This window comes from Kitasatospora sp. NPDC041988 (assembly GCF_055588525.1).
The window spans coordinates 84,391-101,991 of the sequence record NZ_JBVJCO010000007.1; the positions used below are offsets into that span (position 1 = coordinate 84,391).

Here is a 17,601-nt window from a genome sequence, read left to right on the forward strand (position 1 = left end):
CCGCAAAGCGAGCGGCAACACCCTTTGCCCCGGACCACAGAGGAAACCCCTGCCCGCTGCCTACCCTCCTCGCGGTTGTTTTGTTCCCCCCCCCTCCCCTCTTCCCCGCCCCCCCCCCCCCCCCCCCCCAGTACTCAACAGGTCGCGGCCCATGGATCAGGGAGAGCCCACCGGATGACCGAGGCGCCGTACGACCCCCACACCACCGCCGGCAAGCTCGCCGACCTGCGGCGCAGGATCGACGAGGCGGTGCACTCCGGCTCCGCCAAGGCCGTGGAGAAGCAGCACGCCAAGGGCAAGCTGACGGCCCGTGAGCGAGTGGTCGAGCTGCTGGACGAGGACTCCTTCGTGGAGTTCGACGAGTTCGCCCGGCACCGCTCGACCAACTTCGGCCAGGAGAAGAACCGCCCCTACGGCGACGGCGTCGTCACCGGCTACGGCACCGTGGACGGCCGCCAGGTGGCCGTCTTCGCGCAGGACTTCACCGTCTTCGGCGGCTCGCTCGGCGAGGTCTTCGGCGAGAAGATCGTCAAGGTGATGGACTTCGCGCTGAAGACCGGCTGCCCGGTCATCGGCATCAACGACTCCGGCGGCGCCCGCATCCAGGAGGGCGTGGTCTCGCTCGGCCTGTACGGCGAGATCTTCCGCCGCAACGTGCACGCCTCCGGGGTCATCCCGCAGATCTCGCTGATCATGGGCCCCTGCGCGGGCGGCGCGGTCTACTCCCCCGCGATCACCGACTTCGTGGTGATGGCCGACCAGACCTCGCACATGTTCATCACCGGCCCGGACGTGATCAAGACCGTCACCGGCGAGGACGTCGGCATGGAGGAGCTGGGCGGCGCGCGCACCCACAACACCAAGTCCGGCAACGCGCACTACCTGGCCACGGACGAGAAGGAGGCGGTCGAGTACGTCAAGAGCCTGCTCTCGTACCTGCCCTCCAACAACCTCTCCGACCCGCCGGCCTTCCCGGAGGAGGCGGACCTCACCGTCACCGACGAGGACCTCGAACTCGACACCCTGGTGCCGGACTCGGCGAACCAGCCGTACGACATGCACAAGGTGATCGAGCACGTCCTCGACGACGGCGAGTTCCTGGAGACCCAGCCGCTGTACGCGGGCAACATCATCACCGGCTTCGGCCGGGTCGAGGGCCACCCCGTCGGCATCGTCGGCAACCAGCCGATGGACCTGGCCGGCTGCCTGGACATCGCCGCCAGCGAGAAGGCCGCCCGGTTCATCCGGACCTGCGACTCGTTCAACATCCCGGTGCTGACCTTCGTCGACGTGCCCGGCTTCCTGCCCGGCACCGAGCAGGAGTGGGACGGCATCATCCGCCGCGGCGCCAAGCTGATCTACGCGTACGCCGAGGCGACCGTCCCGCTGATCACCGTGATCACCCGCAAGGCCTTCGGCGGCGCGTACGACGTCATGGGCTCCAAGCACCTGGGCGCCGACCTCAACCTGGCCTGGCCGACCGCGCAGATCGCGGTGATGGGCGCGCAGGGCGCGGCCAACATCGTCTACCGCCGTGAGCTGGCCGAGGCCGCCGCGGCCGGCGAGGACGTCGACGCCCGCCGGGCCGAGCTGGTCGCCGAGTACGAGGACACCCTGCTCAACCCGTACCTGGCCGCCGAGCGCGGGTACGTCGACGCGGTCATCGCGCCGAGCGAGACCCGCCGGCACATCGTCCGCGGCCTGCGGGCGCTGCGTGGCAAGCGTGAGGTGCTGCCGCCGAAGAAGCACGGCAACATCCCCCTGTGAGCACCCTCCCCCACCAGCGGCCGTCGCGAGAGGATTGAGCCATGGCCCCGATCCACGTGCTGCACGGGCAGCCGACCCCCGAGGAGCTGGCCACCGTCCTGGCGGTGGTCCACTCCCGGGCCGCCGCCGCACAGGCCGCCGAGGCGGCCCGTGCCGGCGCCGGCCCGGACTCCCCCTGGAACGACCGCGCCCGCCGGCTGCGCGGCACCCCGCGCCCCGGCCCCGACGTCTGGCGCACCTCGGGCTGGGCCGGCTAGCCCCGGCCCGGCACTGGTGTGCGGAGTGGGAAGTCGGCGCGGCCGGCTTCCCACTCCGCGCCCGTCCGCACGGCCGCGCCCGGATTGCCCCGAAAGCTGAGTACGGATACTCAGGCGCCACCGCGGCCCCACGGCGCACCCTGGATGGGTGCTCTGGTCAGACCCCCGCGACGAGCCCTCCCCCGAGGCCCGGCGGGTGCAGGAGAAACTGCGCCGCGCCGGCCCTGTGCTCGCCGCCTTCCTCCTGGTGTTCGCCGTTCTGCTGATGCTCTGAACGGCCGCACGGAGGACCCCCTACCCTGGTGGGCATGACCGACCGCCGCGCCCTCGTCCTCGCCTCCGCCTCCCCCGCCCGCCTCGGGCTGCTGCGCCAGGCGGGCCTCGACCCGCGTGTGGTGGTCAGCGGGGTCGACGAGGACGCGATCACCGCCGCCACCCCCGGCGAGCTCGCGCTCGTCCTGGCCGAGGCCAAGGCCAAGGCGGTCGCCGCCGAACTGACCGGCGGCGAGCTGGTGATCGGCTGCGACTCGGTGCTGGAGCTGGACGGCCTGGCGCTCGGCAAGCCCGCCGACGCCGCCGAGGCGCTGGCCCGCTGGCAGTCGATGCGCGGCCGCTCCGGCGTCCTGCGCACCGGGCACTGCGTGATCGACACCGTCACCGGCGAGCAGTCCTCGGCCGCCGCCTCCACCACCGTCCGCTTCGGCACCCCGGACGACGCCGAGGTCGCCGCCTACATCGCCTCCGGCGAACCGCTGCACGTGGCCGGCGCGTTCACCCTGGACGGCCGCTCGGCGCCGTTCGTCGAAGGCATCGACGGCGACCCGGGCAACGTCATCGGCCTCTCGCTGCCGCTGCTGCGCACCCTCCTCGCCGAGCTGGGCGTCCGCATCACCGACCTCTGGGCCTGACTCACCCGGCCGCCGGGGCCTGCTGAGTGAGGAACGCCAGCGCGTCCGGCAGTGCGCCGTCCGCGAGCAGGTCCGCGCCGTGGCGGGAGCCCGGGTAGATCTTGAGCTGCTTGACCGGCGCCACAGCGGCGGTGTGCAGGGTCCGGGCGTCCTGGGCGAACGGCGAGTCGTCCTCCTCCGCGGCGAAGAACTCCGGCACCTGCGACGTCCGCACCGCCTTCCCGGCGTTGTCCCCGCTGTACTGCGCGGGCCCGCTGAGCGAGACCACGGCGGCGACCGGGAGCGGGGTCGGCTCGGCGGCGGCCACCAGTGAGCCGGTACCGCCCTTGGAGGCGCCGACCAGGACCACCTTGGTGACGCCCTTGGTCCCGAGCCAGGTCAGCGCCGCCGGGAGGTCGCGCGCGGGGCTGCCCGGCACGTTGGCGGCCAGCACGGCGTACCCGGCCTTGGTGAACTCCGGCAGGTAGGGCACCCAGTCGCAGAGGGAGCCGTCGAGCTGGTGCGAGAAGACCACCGCCGTCCGGGCCGGCCCGGCGTCCGCCTGCTGGAAGTAGGCCGGGCGGATGCCGGAGGAGGCCGGCAGGTCGATGCTGCCGGCCTTGGCCTGCGCCTCGGTGAGGCAGCCGTGCGTCCGGGCCGGCCCGGCCGTCGGCGAGGCACTGCCCGACGGGGCACCGCCCGGTGCCGCGGCCGTGCCCGAGCTGCCACAGCCGGCGACGGCCAGTACCCCTATGGCGGCGGCCGCCACCCCCGACTTCCCCCTGAAGAACCTCATCTGTCGCACGCTAGGAGGACGTTCCGCCTCCGTCAATGGCCCGGGACGGTCAACCGCCGCTAGTCTGACGGACGTTCGAACGGCGAGCGGGGGAGAGGACGGGCAGGTGACCGACGGTCTGCTCAACGTGGTGCTGGGGCTGGTCGCCAGCGCGATCAGTGCCGGGCTCGGCTGGCTCGGGCAGAACCTGCGCCGAAGACGCCGGCTGGAACGCGTCCGCTCGTTCTTCGGCCTGCCGGCCGGCAGCGAGTGCCTGATGGTGGTGAACCGGCACGCCGGCGCGGCCAGCGGCAAGAGCGTCTCGCGCAACGACGTGTTCGCGCTGATGGAGCTGGCCGCGCTGGTCAAGGAGTGCGGGGCCGTGGCCGACCTGGTCGCCCACGACGACGTCCGTCAGGGGCTCGGCCACAAGGCGGAGTTCTGCATCGGCGGGCCGACCGGCAACGACCGGACGGCGGCCCACCTGACGTCCTGGCTGCCCGGGGTCGCCTTCGACGGCGACATGTCCGGCACCGTCCCGGTGCTGACGCTGACGGTGGGCGGCGAGGAGTACCGGTACGAGCACGAGTCCGAGCCCTCCGGCGGTCAGGCGTTCGTGCTGCTGGCCCGGCTGCACCCGACGCCCGGCAGCCGGCCGGCCTTCCTGGTCTCCGGGCAGACCGCCGTGTCCAACCACGCCGCCGTCCGCTACCTGGTCGCCCACCACCGCAGGCTCGCCCGCAAGTACGGCGCGGACGGTACCTTCGCCCTCGTCCTCAAGGTCGTCAACCCGAGGGCGTACGGCCCGGACGTGGTCGAGCTGACCGCCGACGTGACCGCCCGGGCACTCGAAAGGAGTGCCTCCGCGGCCCGCGTTCCGTGAGTGTGGCCAAGGCCACCGCGTCGCCGTACCTCCGGGTCACCGCCCGGGCGGGCCGGGCCGCGGCGGCCTCACCGGCCGCCACCTGGGAAGACCCCGGCCGGTCCGCGGATCGGTCCGGCGGGCGCATCACCCTCCGTGTGGGATAGTTCACAACCTTCGGCTACTCGCCGGTACTACCGAGAAATCCATAGACTCGATCAGGTTCAAGAAGGGAGCCACAGTGCGCAAGGTGCTCATCGCCAACCGCGGAGAAATCGCCGTCCGCGTCGCCCGGGCCTGCTCGGACGCCGGTATCGCCAGCGTCGCCGTCTACGCCGAGCCGGACCGGGATGCGCTGCACGTCCGCGCGGCCGACGAGGCTTACGCGCTGGGCGGCGACACCCCCGGTACCAGCTACCTCGACATCGCGAAGGTCCTCAAGGCAGCCGCCGACTCGGGTGCGGACGCCGTCCACCCCGGCTATGGCTTCCTGTCGGAGAACGCCGACTTCGCCCAGGCCGTCATCGACGCGGGCCTGACCTGGATCGGCCCGCCGCCGCAGGCCATCCGCGACCTCGGTGACAAGGTCACCGCCCGGCACGTGGCGCAACGCGCCGGCGCCCCGCTGGTGGCCGGTACGCCGGACCCGGTCTCGGGTGCCGACGAGGTCGTCACGTTCGCCCGGGAGAACGGCCTGCCGGTCGCCATCAAGGCGGCCTTCGGCGGCGGCGGCCGCGGCCTGAAGGTCGCCCGCACGCTGGAGGAGATCCCGGAGCTGTACGAGTCCGCGGTACGCGAGGCGGTCGCCGCCTTCGGTCGCGGCGAGTGCTTCGTGGAGCGCTACCTCGACAACCCGCGGCACGTCGAGACCCAGTGCCTGGCCGACCAGCACGGCAACGTGGTCGTCGTCTCCACCCGTGACTGCTCGCTGCAGCGCCGGCACCAGAAGCTGGTCGAGGAGGCGCCCGCGCCGTTCCTGACCGCCGAGCAGAACGCCGAGCTGTACCGGGCGTCCAAGGCCATCCTGAAGGAGGCCGGCTACGTCGGCGCCGGGACCTGCGAGTTCCTGGTCGCCCAGGACGGCCTGATCTCCTTCCTGGAGGTCAACACCAGGCTCCAGGTCGAGCACCCGGTCTCCGAGGAGGTCACCGGCATCGACCTGGTCCGCGAGATGTTCCGGATCGCCGACGGCGAGGAGATCGGCTACGACGACCCGGAGGTGCGCGGTCACTCGATCGAGTTCCGCATCAACGGCGAGGACCCGGGCCGCGGCTTCCTGCCCGCCCCGGGCACCGTCACGCTGTTCGCCCCGCCGTCCGGCCCGGGCGTGCGCCTGGACGCCGGCGTCGAGACCGGCTCGGTCATCGGCCCCGCCTGGGACTCGCTGCTCGCCAAGCTGATCGTCACCGGCGCCACCCGCAAGCAGGCCCTGCAGCGCGCCGCCCGCGCGCTGTCGGAGTTCAAGGTGGAGGGCATGGCCACCGCCATCCCGTTCCACCAGGCGGTCGTCACCGACCCGGCGTTCGCGCCGGAGGTGCACGGCAGCGACGAGGCGTTCAAGGTCTTCACCCGCTGGATCGAGACCGAGTTCGACAACACCATCCCGGCGTTCGCCGGCGGCGCGGTCGAGGGCGAGGAGGCCGAGGGCCGGGAGACCGTCGTGGTCGAGGTCGGCGGCAAGCGGATCGAGGTCTCGCTGCCGTCCTCGCTGGGCGTCTCCACGGCTCCGGCGGCGGGTGCGACCGGTGCGGCCAAGGCCAAGCGCCGGGTCGGCACCAAGAAGGCCGGCTCCGCGGTCAGCGGTGACACCCTGGCCTCGCCGATGCAGGGCACCATCGTCAAGGTCGCCGTCGAGGAGGGCCAGGTCGTCGCGGAGGGCGAGCTGATCGTCGTCCTGGAGGCGATGAAGATGGAGCAGCCGCTGAACGCGCACAAGGCGGGCACCGTGGTCGGCCTCAAGGCCGAGGTCGGCGCGAGCGTCTCCAGCGGCGCCGCCCTCTGCGAGATCAAGGACTGACCGAGCGCCCCTCAGGGCGAACGCGCACAGCAAGCCCGGGGACGGCGAAGTCCCCTCGCCGGACCGGTCCGTACACCCCCGTGGTGTGCGGACCGGTTCCGTTTCCGGCCCGGAGCGGCTGCCGGCGCCGCCGAGCGCCGGCTACCGCACGCGCGGGATGCCGCCCAGCTCGGCGAGCCGGGCCGGCAGCGGCCCGCCGGGGCCCGCGGGGCCACCGTGTGCGCCCGGACGGCGCTGGCCGGGCAGCGGGGCACCCCCGGGCGGCGGGGCGGCCCTGCGGGCCATCGGGCCCGGCTGGGTCTGGTGGACGGGGCCGCTGCCCGTGCCGTGCACCGGGGCGTCCCCGGTGGGGGCGGCGCCGAGCGGCGCCAGGTCGATCTGCACGCCGCAGTCGGCGAGGGCGTCCAGCTCGCGCGCGGTGCCGTCGTCGGAGGTGGCGTGCTCGTCGGTGACCAGGCGGGTGATGGTCTCGGTGGGCACGGTCTGGAACATGGTGTCCGCGCCGAGCTTGGTGTGGTCGGCGAGGACGATGACCTCGGCGGCCGACTGCACCAGAGCCCGGTCCACGCTCGCGGAGAGCATGTTCGTGGTCGACAGGCCGCGTTCGGCCGTCAGCCCACTGCCGGAGATGAACGCCTTGGAGACCCGCAGCCCGTGCAGCGACTGTTCGGCCCCGCTGCCCACCAGGGCGTAGTTGGAGCCCCGCAGGGTGCCGCCGGTCATCACCACCTCCACCCGGTTGGCGTGCGCCAGCGCCTGGGCGACCAGCAGCGAGTTGGTGACCACCGTCAGTCCGGGTACCCGGGCCAGTCTGCGGGCCAGCTCCTGGGTGGTGGTACCGGCGCCGACCACCACGGCGTCGCCCTCCTCCACCAGGCCCGCGGCGAGATCGGCGATGGCGCTCTTCTCGGCCGCGGAGAGGTGGGTCTTCTGTGGGTAGCCGGGTTCGCGGCTGAAGCCGCCGGGGAGCACCGCGCCGCCGTGCCGGCGGTCGAGGAGCCCTTCTGCCTCCAGCGCCCGTACGTCTCGGCGCACGGTCACTTCGGAGGTCTGGACGACGCGGGCCAGTTCGCGGAGCGACACGGCTCCGTTGGCGCGCACCATTTCGAGGATCAACTGGCGACGTTCTGCTGCAAACACAGAACCGACGGTAACCTGCGTGACCGTCTGCTTTCAGGCGTTTGCAGCTGGTAGCCGGAATTGCTCACGCACGAGCGGCGCGTGACCGTACAATACGCGCCGTCAGCAATCCGGAACTGCGCCCGCCGTCCGGGTGACACCCAGGTACGCGCGAAGGGCGGCCGCCGACCGGCAGCCGCCCTCAACTTCGCGTCAGGTGCTCAGTTTTCGCCCTCGGCCCGCTTCCTTATGTGGAGCTGGCGGGCGGCCTCGGCGGTCGAGCCGGAGACCGACGGGTAGACGGTGAAGGCGCTGGCCACCTGTTCGACCGTCAGATTGGCGTCCACCGCGAGCGAGATCGGGTGGATCAGTTCGCTGGCGCGCGGGGCGACCACCACACCGCCGACCACGATGCCGGTGCCCGGGCGGCAGAACAGCTTCACGAAGCCGTCCCGGATGCCCTGCATCTTGGCCCGCGGGTTGCCGCGCAGCGGCAGCTTGACCTCGACCGCGTCCATCTTGCCGCACTTCACGTCGGCGGCGGTGTAGCCGACGGTGGCGATCTCCGGGTCGGTGAAGACGTTGGAGGCCACGGTCTTCAGGTTCAGCGGCTGCACCGCGTCGCCGAGCGCGTGGTACATCGCGATCCGGCCCTGCATGGCCGCGACCGAGGCGAGCATGAAGACCCCGGTGCAGTCGCCGGCCGCGTACACGCCGGGGGCGCTGGTGCGCGAGACCCGGTCGACCTGGATCTGGCCCCAGTCGTTGAGCTTGACCCCGGCCTCCTCCAGGCCCATGTCCGCGGTGTTCGGGATCGAGCCGACCGCCATCAGGCAGTGCGTGCCCTTGATCACCGTGCCGTCGGAGAGGGTCACCTCGACGTGGTCGCCCACGCGCTTGGCACCCTCGGCGCGGGAACGGCTCATCACGTTCATGCCGCGGCGGCGGAAGACCTCCTCCAGCACCTCGGCGGCGTCCGGGTCCTCGCCCGGCAGCACCCGGTCACGGCTGGAGACCAGGGTGACCTTGGAGCCGATCGCCTGGTACGCACCGGCGAACTCGGCGCCGGTGACGCCGGAGCCGACCACGATCAGCTCGCGCGGCAGCTCGTCCAGGTCGTACACCTGGGTCCAGCTCAGGATGCGCTCGCCGTCCGGCTGGGCGTCCGGCAGCTCGCGCGGGTGGGCGCCGGTGGCGATCAGCACCGCGTCGGCGCGCAGCGACTGCACGGTGCCGTCGGGCGCGTCCACCAGCACCTCGCGGGAGCCGTCCGCGGCCTGCCCGCCGGTGCCGAGCCGGCCCCGGCCGCGCAGCACGGTGACGCCGGCACGGGTCACCGACTGGGTGATGTCGTGCGACTGCGCGATGGCGAGGCGCTTCACCCGTCGGTTGACCTTGCCGAGGTCCACGCCGACCACCCGGGCCTGCTGCTCCAGCGGCGGGGTGTCGTCGGCGACGATGATGCCCAGCTCTTCGTACGAGCTGTCGAAGGTCGTCATCACCTCCGCGGTCGCGATCAGGGTCTTCGACGGCACGCAGTCCGTGAGCACCGCCGATCCACCCAGACCGTCGCGGTCGACGACGGTCACCTCCGCGCCGAGCTGAGCGGCGACGAGCGCCGCCTCGTAGCCGCCGGGTCCGCCACCGATGATCACGATCCGAGTCACATCCCCCATTGTCCCGTACGCCGGGAGCACTGCCACGCCGGGGTCGGGGCTCCTGTGCGATCGCCCAGCGAACCGCAGACCGTCCGTCGATCGGGGGCCGGCGTCTCGACCCCCCGATCGACGGACGGTCTAGGCTTCCCCCCATGCCCCTTTACGCCGCGTATGCCACCAACCTCGATGCCCGGCAGATGACCCGCCGAGCCCCGCACTCCCCACTGCGCGGTACCGGGTGGCTGGACGGCTGGCGGCTCACCTTCGGCGGTGAACAGCTCGGCTGGGAGGGCTCGCTGGCCACCGTGGTCGAGGACGAGAAGGACCAGGTCTTCGTCTCGCTGTACGACGTCGCGCCGATGGACGAGGAGGGCCTCGACCGCTGGGAGGGCGTCCAGCTCGGCATCTACCGCAAGATCAAGCTGCGCGCGCACACCCTGGACGGCGACATCCCGGTCTGGACGTACGTGCTCAACGACTACGAGGGCGGCCTGCCCGCCGCCCGCTACCTCGGCCTGATCGCCGACGCCGCGGAGAGCGCCGGCGCCCCGCACGACTACGTCCTGGACCTGCGCCGCCGCCCCTGTTAGTGGCCGTCAGGGCGTAGCCGGGCTACGCCAGGAGACGGCCGTGGCGGCCAGGGCCCTCGCCACCGCGGCCCGCCGGGCCGGCTCGGTGCGCAGCGCGTTGGCCAGCTCGACGTGCAGCCACGGCACCGCGAGGCCGGCCGCGAACCGGCCCTCGACGTTGGTGGTGCCCTCCAGCTGCCCGCACTTCTCCCGCCACGCGCGGCAGACCGCGAACCCGGCCTGCCCGAGCCCGCCGGCGGTCAGCTCGGCGGCCGGCCCGGCCGTTCCGGTGCCGCTGGAGACCACCGCGTCCTGCCCGGGCAGGCTGCCCTCGTCGAAGCCGTGCACCTGGATGCCGGGCAGCCCGCGCGCCGTGAGCGCCTCGATCACGGCGGCGAACACCGTGTCGCTGCGGTGCGCCGGGTCGGAGGAGCCGTCCGCGCCCGCCCTGCGGTGCGCCCCGGCGAGTACCAGCACCGCGCCCGGCGCGGCCCGGAAGAGGTCCACCCCGAGCAGTTCGGTGCGGCTGTCGGAGACGGGGTGCGGCACCTGGACCGTCCAGTAGTCCTTCGCCGAGAGGTCCAGGTAGACCCGGCCCCAGCCGCGATGGTCCGCCGCCCCTGCCGTGTCCTCGGCGATCTCGGCCACCCGGCGCCCGCTGCCCGCCTCGGTGAACTCGTCCAGCCGGTAGCCGACCGGTGCCAGCGCCTGGCCGGCCCGCTCGGGCCGCCCGTCGAGCGCCGCCAGCACCCCGTCGGCGACGGCCCGGCGCTGGACGGCGTCCGGCTCCGTGTAGGGGCCGCCGGGGGCGAAGCCGGCGCTGTACGCGTCCACCCGGGCCGCCAGGTCCACCGGCTGCGGGCCGCTCGGGACCGCCGGCCCGGCCGGGGCCGCCGCTCCCGTCCGGCCGGCCGAGCCGCGGGCCGCGACGGTCAGCCCGACGGCCAGCGCCGCCAGCACCAGCAGCACGGCCACCGGCAGCACCACCGCTCGCCGGGAACCCGCGTTCTTCACGGGCAGAGTCTCCATAGGGCGAGAACCTACCTTGCGCACCTCTCTTTCCATGGTCCAAACCAAGAGAGGCCGAAGCTTCTCTGTTTCGATATGGAAACGTGACAGCTTTCCGTGAACCTCCTCGTAAGCTCTTCAGGTTTTGACCAGGGCTTGACCACAGGTCGCGGCGAAGCTCCAGGGGGAGGCGGGCGCGCCGCCGCCCCCGAACCGATGACGAGGCCCCCCCGTGAGCACGGCAAGCAACCCGCCGCGACAGCACCGCTATCGCCGCCGGGCCGACATGCCGCTGCTCGGAGGCATCCGCCCGCCGATCGTCCTGCTGCTGATCCTGCTGCTGGCCGTCGCCGCGATCACCGCACTGGCCGTCGGCGGCCTCCGGGTGGACGACACCCCGCAGGCCGTCCGCGAGTCCCACCAGTTCGCCGCCGAGGACACCGCCGCCTCGCTCCGCGCCGGACTCCACGAGAGCTCCACCGACCTGCGCCGAGCCGCCGCCCGCTACGACAGCGCCCCCGCCGAGCCCGCCGCCGTCCTGACCGCGCTCGGCCAGGCGTACCAGAAGTGGCGCGGCACCGTGATCGTCCGGCCCTCGACCGGCCGGCTGCTCGCCGCCCGCGGCGAGACCGTCCCGCTGGCCGGCCTCGACCTCGGCAAGGTCACCGACACCGCGCCCGCGCCACTGCTGGTGCCCTCCACCGCCGGCACCCGGCTGCTGACCTTCGCCCTGGTCACCACCAAGACGGACGGCCGCGCCCTGCTGGTCGCCTCCGACAACCTGCGGCTGCCCGGCATCGCCACCCGCAAGGAGCAGACCATCCAGGTCCTCGACGCCACCGGCGCCGTCCTGGACTCCACCGGCGCCCCGCTCGCCGAGCCCGACAAGCGGCTGGTCGCCACCGCCCGGGAGCACGCCGCCCACGCCCACCCCGTGCCCGGCGAGAACGCCTCCGGCAGCCTGGCCGGCAGCCCCGACGACAAGGGCTTCCGCCGGGTGGCCGGCTACGCGGCCGTCGCCACCCCCGACGGGCACGACCTGGCCACCCCGCTCGGCCTCACCGTCGTCTCCACCAGCACCATCGACGGCAAGCCCGGCAGCCTGCGCCACCCCGCCCTCGGCCTGGCCGCGGCCGGCGCGCTGCTGCTGGTCGCCCTGCTGCTGGCCTGGTTCCTGATCCGTACCCTCCAGCGCCCGCTGCTCCGGCTCTTCCTGGACGCCCGCCGGCTCACCCGAGGCGAGCTGGACCAGCCGGTCCACGGGCCCAGGCGCGGCGAGGCCGGCCGGATCAACCGCGCCCTGGAGGAGCTGCGGCTCCAACTGCTCGACCCGGCCCGCCCGCCGGCGCAGGCCCCGGTGGTGAAGCGCCGCCGGCCCGGCATCGCGCTGCCGCTCGCCCTGTGCGCCGTCGTCATCCTCGGCTGGTCCGGCCCGCTGCTCCTGCTCGGCGGCGCCGACACCGAGGTCCGCGTCCCCACCCAGGTGGTGGCCGGCCAGCGGGACCGCACCGACACCGCCGCCGACCGGGTCCGCCAAGCGCTCAACGAGGGCTACGCCGACCTGCGCTCGCTCGCCCCCGCACTCGCCGACGCCTCCGTCGGCCAGGCCACGACCCTGCTCCGCGCCACCCTCGCCGAGCACGACCGGTACCGCTCGCTGTACGTCCTCGGCGCCGGCGGCGAACTGCTCGCCCAGGCCGGTGAGGCGCCGCACCGCACCGGTCCGGAGGCGCTCGGCCCGAACGGCGTCCTGCTGCTCAACAAGTCCGGCAAGGAGCCGCGGGTCGCCGCCCGCGCGACGCTCACCGCCGCCCCCGCCGAGCCGGACGGGGACGACGCCCAGGCGGCCAGGGGCCCGGTGCTGGTCGGCGAGTTCAAGACCGACTTCCTGAGCGCCCTGCTCACCCGCCCCGGCCTCGGCCGGGTCTGGCTGGTCGACGACCGGCAGCGCGTCCTCGCCGCGAACGAGGGCTACAGCTCCTTCGGCGACCTCCCCGAAGGCCGTGCCAAGGCCGTCCTGGAGGACGCCAAGAAGGGCGCCGCCGCCGACGTGGTCCGCGCCGGCGGCGACCCGTCCCTGGTCTCCGCCGCCCAGCTCGGCGGCAACGGCACCGTCGCCAAGCTCGGCTGGTCGGTGGTCACCGCCCACCCGGTGGCCTGGCTGCACCTCGACCAGAACCGGGCCGACCGGCGCGCCGTCCTGGCCGGCATGCTCGGCCTGGCCGCCGCCACGCTCTGCCTCGGCTGGCTCTTCATCGCCGTCGGCCTGCCGCTGCGCCGGCTCGCCGCGAGCGCCGAGGCACTGGCCGCCGGGGACCGCCGCACCGTGCTCTACCCCGTCCACCACGACGAGGTCGGCGCCGTCGCCCGCAGCCTGGAGCTGATCCGCCAGGACCTCGGGGCCGCGGCCAGGGTCCAGCCCGCCCACCGCACGCCCGCCGCCGCGTCCGCCGCCGCCGCGCCCACCGCCACCCGCTGAGAAGGACCGCCCGAAGTGCTCTTCCTCTACCTCGTGCTGCTGGTGTGCTGCGCCGTCCTGCTGGTGGCGGGCATCGTCGAGCAGCGCCGGCACTTCGCCGCACTGGAGCAGATCCCCACCCGGGTGCTGGTCAACGGCATCCGCGGCAAGAGCTCGATCACCCGGCTCTGCGCGGGCGCGCTGCGCGGCGGCGGCCTGGTCACCGTCGCCAAGACCACCGGCACCGCGGCCCGGTTCATCCACCCCGACGCGACCGAGGAGCCGGTCTACCGCAAGTTCGGCATCGCCAACGTGGTGGAGCAGATCGGCATCGTCCGCCGCGCCGCGACCTACCGCCCGGACGCCCTGGTGATCGAGTGCATGGCGGTGATGCCGGCGCTCCAGGAGGTCAACCAGACCAAGCTGATCCGCTCCACCATCGGTGTGCTCTGCAACGTCCGCGAGGACCACCTCGCCGAGATGGGCCCGACCCTGGACGACGTCGCCCGCTCACTCTCCCGCTCGATGCCGGTCGACGGCATCTGCGTCACCGCCGAGCAGGAGCGCGCGCACATCCTGCGCGAGGAGGCGGCCCGACGGAACTGCGAACTGATCGTGGTCGACCCGGAGTCGGTCACCGACGAGGAACTGCGCGGCTTCAGCTGGTTCACCTTCAAGGAGAACGTGGCCATCGCCCTCGCCGTCGCCGAACTCCTCGGTGTGGAGCGGCAGACGGCGCTGCAGGGCATGTGGCAGGCCCCGCCGGACCCGGGCGTCCTCTCGGTCGAGCGCTACCGCACCGAGGACGGCAAGCGGCTGCGGTTCGCCAACGTGTTCGCGGCCAACGACCCCGAGTCCACCCTGATGAACGTCCGCCAGCTGGAGGGCCTCGGCGCGATCCACCGCCCGCTGAACGTGGTGATCAACTGCCGCCCGGACCGCGTCGAGCGCAACGGCCAGATGGGCCAGATCGTGCCGGACCTCGACCCGGACACCGTCTTCCTGATCGGCCACCCCACCAAGAGCGCCCGGGACGGCATCCCGGCCGGCTGGTCGGGTCGGGTGGTCGACCTCGGCGGGGACAGGCGCGACCCGGCGGCGCTCACCGCGGAGCTGCTGGCCGGGCTGGGGCCGGACTCCTCGCTGGTGGCGATCGGCAACATCCACGGCCAGGGCGAGCTGTTCCTGGAGGAGCTGGCCCGGCTGGCCCCGGACGAGGAGCCGGACGCCCCCCGGGAGGAGGAGCCGGACGCGCAGCCCGCGCACCGGCCGTACGACGAACCCGGGCCGGCGTACCACCCGGAGCCCGCGTACACCGGGCCCGGGTACACGGAAGCCGCCTACCCGGAACCGCCGTACGTCAGGGCCGTGTACGTCCCCGAGCCGCTGCCCGACTCCTGGTTCGACCCGGCCCCCGCCCGCCCGCACCACCCCTTCCCGTACGGAGACCAGCAGTGATCCCCACCGAGCTCACCCCCGAGATCGCCGCCATCGGCATCGCGCTCGGCCTGGTCTTCTCGCTCGTCTGCTACCTGACCACCAACCTCTCCCCCGGCGGCATGATCACCCCCGGTTGGCTGGCCCTCACCCTGGTCGAGGACCTCCAACGGGTGGCGATCGTGATCGGCGTGACGGTGCTGACCTACCTCGCCACCCGGGTCGTCCAGAAGCTGGTGATCCTCTACGGGAAGCGGCTGTTCGCCGCCGTGGTGCTGATCGGCGTCCTGCTCCAGGCCACCGTGATGCTGGTCCTCCAGCGCGAGCTGCCGACCCTGTACGCCAACCAGACGCTCGGCTTCATCGTCCCCGGCCTGATCGCGTACCAGCTGGTCCGCCAGCCGCGGGCCGCCACCCTGATGGCCACCAGCACGGTGACGCTCGCCAACTACGTCGTGCTCACCGCCGGCGTGCTGCTCGGCGCCCTCCCCGGCACATAGGGCCGGTCGTGTGGATCAGCCCGAGTCCGGCCTGATCCACACGAGCGGCCCTGATCCCGCCCACTGGAAAGCAGCCCCATGCCCGTCACCCGGAAGTCCCTGCTCAGCGGCGGTCTCGCCGTCACCCTGCTGGCCGCCAGCGGGTACCTCACCGTCCAGTTGCGGGACCGCGACGGGCAGCAGCCCGGCTCGGTCGGCGGCACCGCGCCGCTGATCGCCGCCACCGTCGCGCCGAGCCCGGCCGCCGCCCAGGGCACCGCCGCGGCCGGCGCCGGCTACCGGTACGAGCGGCTGGCCGGCCCGGACCGCACGGTGGTCCGTGACGCCCGCGGCGGCGTGGTCGCCACCCTGACCGACGGTGCCCGCACCGCCGTCCTGGCCGGCCCGAGCCGTACCTTCACCGAACCGGGCACCACCACGGCCACCCTGGTCAGCGACAGCTGGGTCCGGCTGATGCCGCAGACCTGGAAGGCCGGCGCGGAGAACGAGGGCTGGTTCCGTGCCTGGTTCCAGCAGTCGCTGGGCTCCACGGCGGACGACGTGCTGGCGATCGCCACCCAGTACCTGGCCGGCGCGCCGGAGGGCAAGGACGCCAAGGGCGTGCGGATCAAGGGCGACGCCTCGTTCGGCCCGCTCAACCCGAACGGCTCGGCCGGCAACGACCTGCGGCTGGAGCAGACCGACTTCGTCGACTACCTCGGCACCGCGTACACCTTCGCCGACAAGGTCACCAAGCAGCCGGACAAGACCCGCTACGGCTCCTTCGACTGCTCCGGCTTCGTCCGGATGGTCTATGGCTACCGCTCCGGCTACCCGCTGCTGAGCAAGGACATGGCCGGCGCCGGCCTGCAGCGCACCGCCAACGGCCTGGCCCGGCTCGCCCCCGGTGTGCCGGTGCTGCCGCTGACCACCGCTCCCGGTTCGGACACCACTGTGCGGCCCGCCTCGATCGACCCGCTGCAACCCGGTGACCTGGTCTTCTTCGAGATCGACGCACGCACCGGCGCCCGGCTCGACCACGTAGGCATCTACCTCGGCCTGGACACCGACGGCCACCCCCGCTACGTCTCCAGCCGGGAGGAGGCCAACGGCCCGACCTTCGGCGACAAGGGCGGCACCGCGCGGCTGGACGACAGCGGCATGTACGCCAAGGGGCTGCGGAGCGCCAAACGGCTGTAGGTTGCTCCCGTCCGAGCGGGCGGAAAGGGGCCCGCGAGCTGTAGTTTCACGCCATCCGGGTAACGATCCGGCACGTCGGACCGGGATTTTCTACGCGCGTAGCCGTTTCCCGTCTATCCTCGGACATGTGAACGCATCTCCTCAGTCGGTCGTCTCCGCCGACCCCTACGCCGCCGCCCAGGCCGCCGCCGCGCGCCTGCGCGAGCTGACCGGTGCCGAGCGCCACGACGTCGCCCTGGTGATGGGCTCCGGCTGGGTGCCGGCCGCCGACGCCCTGGGCGAGACCGTGGCGGAGTTCCCGGTCACCGACCTCCCGGGCTTCCCCGCCCCCGCCGTGGCCGGCCACGCCGGCACGATCCGCTCGGTGAAGATCGGCGACAAGCGCGCCCTGATCTTCCTGGGCCGCAACCACTACTACGAGGGCCACGGCGTGGCCACCGTGGTCCACGGCGTGCGCACCGCCGCCGCGGCGGGCTGCGGCATCATCGTGCTGACCAACGGCTGCGGCGGTCTGCGCGAGGGCTGGGTCCCCGGCCAGCCGGTCCTGATCAGCGACCACATCAACCTGACCGCGGACTCCCCGATCGTCGGCGCCAACTTCGTCGACCTGACGGACCTCTACTCCAAGCGCCTGCGCGACCTCTGCCGCGAGGTGGACTCCACCCTCGACGAGGCCGTCTACGTGCAGTTCCGCGGCCCGCACTACGAGACCCCGGCCGAGGTCCACATGGCCCGGGTGATCGGCGGCGAGCTGGTCGGCATGTCCACCACGCTGGAGGCCATCGCCGCCCGCGAGGCCGGCTCCGAGGTGCTCGGCATCTCCCTGGTCACCAACCTGGCGGCCGGCATCACCGGCGAGCCGCTCAACCACGCCGAGGTGCTGGAGGCCGGCAAGGCCTCCGCCGAGCGCATGGGCGCGCTGCTGGCGAAGGTCCTTGAGCGGATCTGACCCGGATCTGGTTCACAATCGTGAGCGACGGGGTCCGGGGGGGGGGGGGGGGGGGGGGGGGGGGGGGTTCCAAGGGGACTGGGGGGGCGGAGGGAAACCCAAACCACCATCCCTCCCCCGGGAAGGGAGGGTTCTGAGGAGAAGCAAAACCAAAAACAC

Annotated in this window: 16 protein-coding genes; 12 read left to right on the forward strand and 4 right to left on the reverse strand. The window is 73.3% G+C overall.

Annotation, left to right across the window (positions count from 1 at the left end; genetic code table 11):
* The first annotated feature begins 174 nt into the window (after positions 1 to 174).
* From ACZ6NC_RS09780 to ACZ6NC_RS09795, 4 genes are all read left to right on the forward strand, one after another.
* On the forward strand, positions 175 to 1,767 hold the full coding sequence (locus ACZ6NC_RS09780) for an acyl-CoA carboxylase subunit beta (protein ID WP_465550983.1): 1,593 nt from the start codon (positions 175 to 177) through the stop codon (positions 1,765 to 1,767).
* Positions 1,768 to 1,808: 41 nt separating this feature from the next.
* The gene (locus ACZ6NC_RS09785; protein ID WP_465730794.1) at positions 1,809 to 2,024 is read left to right on the forward strand and encodes an acyl-CoA carboxylase subunit epsilon; all 216 of its coding nucleotides are present in this window, start codon (positions 1,809 to 1,811) and stop codon (positions 2,022 to 2,024) included.
* A 148-nt stretch (positions 2,025 to 2,172) separates the two neighbouring features.
* Positions 2,173 to 2,298 carry a morphogenic membrane protein MmpB gene (gene mmpB / locus ACZ6NC_RS09790; RefSeq protein ID WP_465730796.1) on the forward strand — a complete coding sequence of 42 codons (126 nt, stop codon included), beginning with the start codon at positions 2,173 to 2,175 and terminating at the stop codon, positions 2,296 to 2,298.
* 34 nt (positions 2,299 to 2,332) lie between these two features.
* Positions 2,333 to 2,932, forward strand: a complete 600-nt coding sequence (locus tag ACZ6NC_RS09795) for a nucleoside triphosphate pyrophosphatase (RefSeq protein WP_465730798.1) — start codon at positions 2,333 to 2,335, stop codon at positions 2,930 to 2,932.
* 1 nt (position 2,933) lies between these two features.
* On the opposite strand, the gene ACZ6NC_RS09800 is transcribed toward ACZ6NC_RS09795, so the two are convergent.
* Positions 2,934 to 3,707 (reverse strand): alpha/beta hydrolase, encoded by a 774-nt coding sequence (locus ACZ6NC_RS09800; protein WP_465730800.1) that lies wholly within the window; start codon positions 3,705 to 3,707, stop codon positions 2,934 to 2,936.
* A gap of 106 nt (positions 3,708 to 3,813) precedes the next feature.
* Here ACZ6NC_RS09800 and ACZ6NC_RS09805 point away from each other — a divergent pair, with 106 nt between their 5' ends.
* Both ACZ6NC_RS09805 and ACZ6NC_RS09810 read left to right on the forward strand, forming a co-directional pair.
* Positions 3,814 to 4,569, forward strand: coding sequence for a hypothetical protein (locus ACZ6NC_RS09805; RefSeq protein WP_465730802.1), 756 nt, complete (start codon positions 3,814 to 3,816; stop codon positions 4,567 to 4,569).
* Between the two features lie 220 nt (positions 4,570 to 4,789).
* Positions 4,790 to 6,565: an acetyl/propionyl/methylcrotonyl-CoA carboxylase subunit alpha gene (locus ACZ6NC_RS09810; protein ID WP_465730804.1), complete on the forward strand. Its 1,776-nt coding sequence runs from the start codon at positions 4,790 to 4,792 to the stop codon at positions 6,563 to 6,565.
* A gap of 141 nt (positions 6,566 to 6,706) precedes the next feature.
* Here the strand turns inward: ACZ6NC_RS09810 and ACZ6NC_RS09815 are convergent, their stop codons facing one another.
* Positions 6,707 to 7,669, reverse strand: coding sequence for a DeoR/GlpR family DNA-binding transcription regulator (locus tag ACZ6NC_RS09815; RefSeq protein ID WP_465731007.1), 963 nt, complete (start codon positions 7,667 to 7,669; stop codon positions 6,707 to 6,709).
* Positions 7,670 to 7,905: 236 nt separating this feature from the next.
* Positions 7,906 to 9,360 carry an NAD(P)H-quinone dehydrogenase gene (locus tag ACZ6NC_RS09820; protein ID WP_465730806.1) on the reverse strand — a complete coding sequence of 485 codons (1,455 nt, stop codon included), beginning with the start codon at positions 9,358 to 9,360 and terminating at the stop codon, positions 7,906 to 7,908.
* Positions 9,361 to 9,494: 134 nt separating this feature from the next.
* Between ACZ6NC_RS09820 and ACZ6NC_RS09825 the strand changes: the two genes are divergently transcribed.
* Positions 9,495 to 9,932 carry a gamma-glutamylcyclotransferase family protein gene (locus tag ACZ6NC_RS09825; protein ID WP_396321347.1) on the forward strand — a complete coding sequence of 146 codons (438 nt, stop codon included), beginning with the start codon at positions 9,495 to 9,497 and terminating at the stop codon, positions 9,930 to 9,932.
* 6 nt (positions 9,933 to 9,938) lie between these two features.
* On the opposite strand, the gene ACZ6NC_RS09830 is transcribed toward ACZ6NC_RS09825, so the two are convergent.
* Positions 9,939 to 10,940: a hypothetical protein gene (locus ACZ6NC_RS09830; protein ID WP_465730808.1), complete on the reverse strand. Its 1,002-nt coding sequence runs from the start codon at positions 10,938 to 10,940 to the stop codon at positions 9,939 to 9,941.
* A 211-nt stretch (positions 10,941 to 11,151) separates the two neighbouring features.
* Between ACZ6NC_RS09830 and ACZ6NC_RS09835 the strand changes: the two genes are divergently transcribed.
* The 5 genes from ACZ6NC_RS09835 (at position 11,152) to ACZ6NC_RS09855 (ending at position 17,442) form a co-directional block, all read left to right on the forward strand.
* Complete coding sequence (locus ACZ6NC_RS09835; protein ID WP_465730810.1) at positions 11,152 to 13,398, forward strand: HAMP domain-containing protein; 2,247 nt, start codon at positions 11,152 to 11,154, stop codon at positions 13,396 to 13,398.
* 15 nt (positions 13,399 to 13,413) lie between these two features.
* Entirely contained in the window at positions 13,414 to 14,835 is a 1,422-nt protein-coding gene (gene pgsB, locus ACZ6NC_RS09840) for a poly-gamma-glutamate synthase PgsB (RefSeq protein ID WP_465730812.1), read from the forward strand.
* The gene (locus ACZ6NC_RS09845) at positions 14,832 to 15,314 is read left to right on the forward strand and encodes a poly-gamma-glutamate biosynthesis protein PgsC/CapC (RefSeq protein WP_063349074.1); all 483 of its coding nucleotides are present in this window, start codon (positions 14,832 to 14,834) and stop codon (positions 15,312 to 15,314) included. Before pgsB ends, ACZ6NC_RS09845 begins: the two co-directional genes overlap by 4 nt.
* Before the next feature lie 78 nt (positions 15,315 to 15,392).
* Positions 15,393 to 16,493, forward strand: coding sequence for an NlpC/P60 family protein (locus ACZ6NC_RS09850; protein WP_465730814.1), 1,101 nt, complete (start codon positions 15,393 to 15,395; stop codon positions 16,491 to 16,493).
* A 127-nt stretch (positions 16,494 to 16,620) separates the two neighbouring features.
* Positions 16,621 to 17,442, forward strand: a complete 822-nt coding sequence (locus tag ACZ6NC_RS09855; RefSeq protein ID WP_465730816.1) for a purine-nucleoside phosphorylase — start codon at positions 16,621 to 16,623, stop codon at positions 17,440 to 17,442.
* The last annotated feature ends 159 nt before the right edge of the window (positions 17,443 to 17,601 follow it).

Coding starts and splice junctions, on each gene's coding strand:
- ACZ6NC_RS09830 (WP_465730808.1), bottom strand. CDS start 10,940: ATGGAGACTCTGCCCGTGAAGAACGCGGGTTCCCGGCGAGCGGTGGTG.
- ACZ6NC_RS09785 (WP_465730794.1), top strand. CDS start 1,809: ATGGCCCCGATCCACGTGCTGCACGGGCAGCCGACCCCCGAGGAGCTG.
- ACZ6NC_RS09800 (WP_465730800.1), bottom strand. CDS start 3,707: ATGAGGTTCTTCAGGGGGAAGTCGGGGGTGGCGGCCGCCGCCATAGGG.
- ACZ6NC_RS09815 (WP_465731007.1), bottom strand. CDS start 7,669: ATGGTGCGCGCCAACGGAGCCGTGTCGCTCCGCGAACTGGCCCGCGTC.
- ACZ6NC_RS09820 (WP_465730806.1), bottom strand. CDS start 9,360: ATGGGGGATGTGACTCGGATCGTGATCATCGGTGGCGGACCCGGCGGC.
- ACZ6NC_RS09795 (WP_465730798.1), top strand. CDS start 2,333: ATGACCGACCGCCGCGCCCTCGTCCTCGCCTCCGCCTCCCCCGCCCGC.
- ACZ6NC_RS09825 (WP_396321347.1), top strand. CDS start 9,495: ATGCCCCTTTACGCCGCGTATGCCACCAACCTCGATGCCCGGCAGATG.
- ACZ6NC_RS09850 (WP_465730814.1), top strand. CDS start 15,393: ATGCCCGTCACCCGGAAGTCCCTGCTCAGCGGCGGTCTCGCCGTCACC.
- ACZ6NC_RS09780 (WP_465550983.1), top strand. CDS start 175: ATGACCGAGGCGCCGTACGACCCCCACACCACCGCCGGCAAGCTCGCC.